Annotated in this window: 5 protein-coding genes; 4 read left to right on the top strand and 1 reads right to left on the bottom strand. The window is 74.0% G+C overall.

The window, feature by feature from the left end; genetic code table 11:
- Positions 1-1,111: tetratricopeptide repeat protein (locus B9S61_RS32185; RefSeq protein WP_146065009.1), on the top strand; the 1,111-nt coding region annotated here is incomplete at its 5' end.
- 48 nt (positions 1,112-1,159) lie between these two features.
- Positions 1,160-2,728 (top strand): NAD(P)/FAD-dependent oxidoreductase, encoded by a 1,569-nt coding sequence (locus B9S61_RS32190; RefSeq protein ID WP_181007627.1) that lies wholly within the window; start codon positions 1,160-1,162, stop codon positions 2,726-2,728.
- Between the two features lie 41 nt (positions 2,729-2,769).
- Here the strand turns inward: B9S61_RS32190 and B9S61_RS32195 are convergent, their stop codons facing one another.
- Positions 2,770-4,551, bottom strand: coding sequence for a serine hydrolase domain-containing protein (locus B9S61_RS32195; protein WP_103545342.1), 1,782 nt, complete (start codon positions 4,549-4,551; stop codon positions 2,770-2,772).
- A 419-nt stretch (positions 4,552-4,970) separates the two neighbouring features.
- Here B9S61_RS32195 and B9S61_RS32200 point away from each other — a divergent pair, with 419 nt between their 5' ends.
- On the top strand, positions 4,971-5,213 hold the full coding sequence (locus tag B9S61_RS32200; protein WP_103545343.1) for a DUF397 domain-containing protein: 243 nt from the start codon (positions 4,971-4,973) through the stop codon (positions 5,211-5,213).
- Between the two features lie 145 nt (positions 5,214-5,358).
- Positions 5,359-6,261, top strand: coding sequence for a universal stress protein (locus tag B9S61_RS32205; RefSeq protein WP_103545344.1), 903 nt, complete (start codon positions 5,359-5,361; stop codon positions 6,259-6,261).
- The last annotated feature ends 448 nt before the right edge of the window (positions 6,262-6,709 follow it).

Here is a 6,709-nt window from a genome sequence, read left to right on the forward strand (position 1 = left end):
CGCGGGCCTGAGCCTGGGACGCCTCGGCCGCTGGACGGAGGCGGGGGAGGTGCACCGCGCGGTCGCCGCCGAGCGCGAGCACCTCCTCGGCCCGGAGCACCCCGACACCCTCGCCAGCCGCTACGAGGTCGCGTTCGCCCTCAGCCGCACCGGCCGCGCCGCCGACGCCCTGCGCGCCTACAAGCGGGTCACCGAGGCCCGCATCCGGGTGCTCGGCGCCGACCACCCCGACACCCTGGCGGCCCGCCAGGAGATGGCGTACGTCCTCGGCCGCCTCGGCCGTCCCTTCGACGCCCACCAGGTCTATCTGTCGGTGCTCGCCGCCCGGGAGCGGACCATGGGCCCCGACCATCCCGACACCCTGCGCTGCCGCCACAACCTCGCCTTCAACCTCGGCAGACTCGGCCGCCTGGAGGACTCGTACGGTATGGCCGGCGAGGTGGCCGCCGCCCGCGCCCGGGTCCTCGGAGCCGAGCATCCCGACACCCTCGTCACCCGGTACGAGGTCGCCTACCTCCTCGGCCGGCTGGGCCGCTGGACGGAGGCCCTGGAGACCTATCGCGAGGTCGCCGCGGCCCGCGCCAGGGCGCTCGGCCCGGACCACGCCGACACCCTCGCCGCCCGCTACGAGACCGGTGTCAGCCTGGGCCGGCTCGGCCGCACCGGCGAGGCCCTCGACCTCTACCGCGGCCTCGTCGGGGACCGCGCACGCGTGCAGGGGCCCACCCACCCCGAGACCCTGCGCGCCCGGCACGGCATCGGCGTCAACCTCGGCCGGCTCGGCCGCTGGGTGGACGCCCTCGCCGAGTCCCGCGACGTGTGCGCCCTGCGCGACAAGGTCCTCGGGCCCGACCACCCGGACACCCTCGTCAGCCGCCGCGAGGTCGCCGTGGGCCTCGGCTGGCTGGGCCGGTGGGCGGACGCGCTGACCGAGTACCGGGGGGTCGCCGACGCCCGTGAGCGGGTCCTCGGCGCGGATCACACGGACACCCTCGCCGCCCGCAACGACGAGGCGCACTGCCTGGAGCGGCTGGGCCGCGGCAAGGAGGCGGCCGGGCTGTACCGGAGGGTGGCGGCACTGCGGCAGTGGCCGGCGGCCGGCGGGGCGTGAGACGCACCGCGTCTGGCCGGTACGGATCACCGCGTGTTACGAAGAACCATGACCGCATCCGAGCGATCCCGGACATACGACGCCGTCATCGTCGGCGGGGGCCACAACGGCCTCGTCGCCGCCGCCTACCTCGCCCGCGCCGGCCGTACCGTACTGGTGCTGGAGCGGCTGGACCACACCGGCGGCGCGGCGGTCTCCACCCGCCCCTTCACCGGCGTCGACGCCCGGCTGTCCCGGTACTCGTACCTGGTCAGCCTGCTCCCCGCGAAGATCGTCCAGGACCTGGACCTCGACTTCCGGCTGAGCACCCGCACCATCTCCTCCTACACGCCCACCGAACGCGGCGGACGGCCCACCGGGCTGCTCGTCGGCGGCGGCGAGCAGCGGATCCGTGAGGCCTTCGCCCGACTCACCGGCTCCGACGACGAGTACCGGGCCTGGCAGCGCTTCTACGACATGACCGGCCGCGTGGCCCGCCGCGTCTTCCCCACCCTCACCGAACCGCTGCCCACCCGCGACGAACTGCGCCGCGCGGTCGACGACGAGGAGGCCTGGCGGGTCCTCTTCGAGGAACCCATCGGAGTCGCTGTCGAGGAGCGCTTCGCCGACGACCTGGTGCGCGGCGTCGTCCTCACCGACGCCCTCATCGGCACCTTCGCCGACGCCCACGATCCCACGCTCAGACAGAACCGCTGTTTCCTGTACCACGTCATCGGCGGCGGAACCGGCGCCTGGGACGTGCCGGTCGGCGGCATGGGCGCCCTCACCGACGCGCTGGCCGGCGCCGCCCGCGCCGCCGGAGCGGTCATCGCCACCGGCCACGAGGCGGTACGCATCGACACCGACGGCCGCACCGCCGAGGTGACCCACCGCACCGCCGACGGCGAGGGCGTCGCCACCGCACGGCACGTCCTGGTCAACGCCTCCCCGCGGGAACTGGCGGCGCTCACCGGCGACACGCCCCCGCCGCCCGCAGAGGGCGCCCAGCTCAAGGTCAACATGCTGCTCGAGCGGCTGCCCGAACTGCGCGACAGCTCCGTCGACCCGTGCGAGGCGTTCGCCGGCACCTTCCACATCGCCGAGGGGTACGGCCAGCTGGCGGCCGCGTACGAACGGGCCGCCGCCGGTGAGCTGCCCGCCGCCCCGCCCTCCGAGATCTACTGCCACTCCCTCACCGACCCGACGATCCTCGGCCCGGACCTGGCCGCGCGGGGCTACCAGACACTCACCCTGTTCGGACTCCACACCCCCGCGCGGCTGTTCGAGCGGGACAACGACGCCGTACGCGAGGAACTGCTCGCGTCGACCCTCGCCCAGCTCGACGCCCATCTGGCCGTACCCCTCGCCGACTGCCTGGCCACCGACGCCGACGGACGCCCGTGCCTGGAGGCCCGGACCCCGCTGGATCTGGACCGCGACCTCGGGCTGCCCGGAGGCAACATCTTCCACCGTGATCTCTCCTGGCCCCACACCCAGGACGGCACCGGCCGCTGGGGTGTGGAGACCCGGCACACCAACGTGCTGCTGTGCGGTGCCGGCGCGGTGCGCGGCGGCGGGGTGAGCGGAGTCCCGGGACACAACGCGGCCATGGCGGTGCTGGAGGCGGGAGAGGGCTGATCAGGGGGACGACGGTGGCGGGGGAGGGCCGGCGCGCCGGCTCAGCCGGCCGCCCGGGTCCACCCCTCCGCACGGAGGCGGGCCGCGTCGGCCGGGCGCGCCTCGTCGAAGAGCCGGCCGTCCGGCGTCTCGACGCGCACCGTGTCCACATAGCCCCCGCGACCGACGTACAGCCGGTCCGTCGTGTACCGCCAGCGCAGGATCAGGCCCCGTGCGGCGGGCAGCTTCGCGGTCAGTTCGTGCCAGACCCGTCCGGACCAGCCGGTGGCCGTGCCCGACGGATGCGGCTGCGGCCGCGCACCCCGGCCCTTCGTGGTGGACGGCACCGGCCGCCAGTCGGCGCCGCCGTCCTCGGACGCCTCCAGCACGAGAACGTCGGCGCGCGGTTCCGTGTCCCACCACAGCGCGCAGCGCAGCCGGGCCCGCCCGGACGAGGTGTCCAGCGCGGGCAGGGTGAGGGTCGCCGTCGTCGAACCCGCCATGCCGGAGAACCATGCCGTACGGCCCCGGTCCGGCCGGACCGGCACCGCGCGGGCCAGCTGGTTCGCCGCGGCCACCCGGGGCGCCGAACCGGAACGCCAGCCGCGCACCGGATGCACGGAGTTGCCCAGCACCACGAGGAACGAGTCGGTCGTCGGGTCGAGCACCAGCGAGGTACCGGTGAAGCCGGTGTGCCCGGCCGTGCGGGGAGTGGCCATCGCGCCCATGTACCAGTGCTGGTAGAGCTCGAAACCCAGGCCGTGTTCGTCGCCGGGGAAGGCCGTGTTGAAGTCGGTGAACATCAGCTCCACCGACTCCGGCGCCAGGATCCGCTCCCGCCCGTAGACACCGCCGTTGAGCAGCGTCCGCGCGAGGACCGCCAGGTCCCAGGCGTCGGAGAACACGCCCGCGTGCCCCGCGACCCCGCCCAGGCTGTAGGCGTTCTCGTCGTGCACCTCACCCCACACCAGCCCCCGGTCGAGCCCCGACCACGGTGTGCGGGCGTCCTCGGTGGCCGCGATCCTCGGCTTCCAGGACGCCGGAGGGTTGTAGCGGGTGCGGCGCATGCCCAGCGGCCCGGTGATCTCCTCGCGCAGGAGGACGTCGAGGGACCGGCCGGTGATCCGCTCCAGGACCAGCTGGAGCGAGATCAGGTTCAGGTCCGAGTACCGGTACACGGTCCCCGGCGTACCGGTCGGCGTCTCGTCGAGGACGAGCCGGATCTTCTCCTCGTACGTGGGCGCGTCGTACAGCGGGATCCAGGCGCGGAATCCCGAGGTGTGGGTCAGCAGGTGGCGGATCGTCATGTCCTGCTTGCCCGCGCGGCCGAAGTCCGGCAGGTACGCGGCGACGGCCGTCTCCAGCCCCAGCCGGCCCCGCTCGATCTGCTGCACGGCGAGGATCGAGGTGAACAGTTTCGACACCGACGCCAGGTCGAAGACGGTGTCCTCGGACATCGGGATCTGCCGGTCGGCCGGGAACTCGACGCCGGTGTCGGTCTCTTCGTCGTACGCCTGATAGCGCACGGCCATGCCGATGGGCCGGTGCAGGGCGACCGTCCCGCCGCGTCCGGCGAGCAGCACGGCACCCGCGTACCAGGGGTGTACGGGGGACGGGGCGAGGAACGCCTCGGCGTCGGTGACGAGTTGTCGCAGCGGGGCGGACAGCAGTCCGGCACGGCGCGCCGATCCGTGCCGCAGAGTGGGCCTTGCGCCGCGTGCGGGTGCCGCCGCCGATGCGGTCGTGTCGGCCGGGAGGGCGGCGAACGCCAGCGCGCCGCCCAGGGCCAGCGCGCCCCCGCCCAGTCGACGTCGGCTGATGCCTCTCGCCCCTGCGTCCGCCATCAGGTTCCTCCCGCGTCGGGCCCCGCACCGGGGCTGAAAGAAGTTTTCGGGGATCGCCGTGCGGAGTGAAACTTTCCTGTCAGGGGAGGGACGTGTCAATGGGGTGTGCGCGGTGCCGGGACATCCGCACGCCGCGTCGGTGCATGCGGCGCCGCCGGATCCTGCCCACCGGCCGCTCCAGCGTCTCCGGGCGACGGACTCCCCTCCACCGACACCCCGATACCGTCCTTCACGACCGTCCCGACGGACGGGTGCGCCAGGTGTGGATACCGCCCCCGCCGCCCCTTCCCGACCCGACCTGGGGCTCCGCCCCCCGACCCCGCTCCTCGAGCCCCGGGTCCCACTTGCTCCGTGGCCTGTCGGGCGCAGGACCCGGTCGCTAGGCTGACCGCGGACGACGAATCGGGAGGAGCACGGACGTGGCCGAGAGCACCATCCAGCAGCGCCCCCTCACGGGCTGGGACAAGCCGGACCTGGACCTCAGCAATGCGCAGTGGCAGTCCAGCAGCCGGGGCAGAGGCGATGTCCAGATCGCCTTCGTGGAGGGATTCATCGCCATGCGCAACAGTGGCCGCCCGGAAAGCCCTTCCCTGATCTTCACCCCCGCCGAGTGGGGCGCGTTCGTGTCGGGGGCGCGCGAAGGGGAGTTCGATCTGACGTGAGCGGTGCGGCCGTCGAGCGGTGGCGGCCGGGGGGTAGTGTTCCCCGCATATGTCCGGACGCGCGAACCGACGCGGCGTCTCCGGGCCGTGACCGAGTCGGACCGGCCCGGGGAGGTCGGGACCGTACTCCGAAGGCGAGGAACTCATGAGCACCCAGCCGGTCGTCGCTGCGGTCGACGGTTCGCAGGACAGCCTGCGTGCCCTGGAGTGGGCTCTCGACGCCGCCCGCCGGCGCGAGGCCCTGCTGCGGGTCGTGCATGTGCGCCAGTACCCCCACTGGACGAAGGCGGAGGTCCTGGACGCCGGGTCGCCCGATCTCGGTGCCGATCCCGTCATCGACCAGGCGCGTGGCCGTCTGGCGACGGAGACCGTGCTCCCGGCCGTCGAGTACCTGACGCTGGAGGGTGCGCCCGGCGCGCTGCTGCCCGAGGTGGGGGAGACGGCCGGCCTGCTGGTGCTCGGCTCCCGCGGGCGCGGAGGTTTCGCCAGTCTGCTGCTCGGTTCCAATTCGCTGGCGGCGGCCCGCGACGCGGAGTGCCCCGTCGTCGTGGTGCCCCGCCCGGCGCAGGACGCGGAGGACGAACGGGTGGCCGGGACCGGCCGTCCCGTGGTGGTCGGCGTGAACGCCGACAGTCCCGATGACGCGACACTCGGCTTCGCCTTCGCCGAGGCCGCCCTGCGCGGTGCCCGGCTCCGGATCGTCGCCGCCTATCCGTGGCCGCTGCAGACCTGGATGCTGCCGGGGGAGATGCCGTCGCCGGACATCGACCAGGACGCGGTCGAACACGAGACGCGGATTCTCGCCGAGGGGTTCCTCGCCCCGCACCGGGGACGGCACGCCGAGGTCGTCTCCGAGCTCGAGGTACTGCCGGGCGACGCCGCCGGCCATCTGGTCGAGGCGTCGAAGGACGCCGAACTGGTCGTCGTGGGACGCCATCGCCGCCGGCTGCTCGCTCCCGCCAGGATGATGGGCTCGGTCACCCAGGCGGTCCTGCTCCATGCCGTGAGTCCGGTGGCGGTCATCCCGCCGTCTCCCGCGGAGGCGTAGCCCGGCCGGGGTGGAAGGTGCCGGCGGGGCGATGCCTCTTCGCGCCGCGAGTCGGCGAAACCACTCGACCGGCCACCACACCGGGCCCCCGGCTCCCGCCGCCGCCATCTCCTGCACAGGTGCAGCCCGGTCGCGGGGTGGGAGGGGTGGCCGGTGGGGCGGGGTTCCTGGCACCTGAGCATCGCCCTGGACCGCATCGGCATCCTCGCCGCTCGGCGAGCGGTGTGGGTTCCCACCAGCGAGGCGGTGCACCACAGATGGTGACGTCCTCGCCCTCCTGGTGCTGGTTCTCCTCACCCTTCAGGCGGCAGTCGTCGACCGGGTCGCCGTCTACATGCCGATGATCCCCGAAACTTTCGCGCTGTGGGCCGACCGAGCCGCGTGGCCGGGCCGCCGTGCCCGGGCAGGGAGGTGGGGTGCCTCGGGGCACCGGTCCTCGGCTGGGACC

The sequence above is a fragment of the Streptomyces sp. SM1 genome, from assembly GCF_002910825.1.
GTDB classification, from domain to species: Bacteria; Actinomycetota; Actinomycetes; order Streptomycetales; family Streptomycetaceae; genus Streptomyces; species Streptomyces okerensis.

Excerpts from the sequence above, each read along its gene's own strand:
- B9S61_RS32190 (WP_181007627.1), top strand. The coding sequence starts at position 1,160 with ATGACCGCATCCGAGCGATCCCGGACATACGACGCCGTCATCGTCGGC.
- B9S61_RS32195 (WP_103545342.1), bottom strand. The coding sequence starts at position 4,551 with ATGGCGGACGCAGGGGCGAGAGGCATCAGCCGACGTCGACTGGGCGGG.
- B9S61_RS32205 (WP_103545344.1), top strand. The coding sequence starts at position 5,359 with ATGAGCACCCAGCCGGTCGTCGCTGCGGTCGACGGTTCGCAGGACAGC.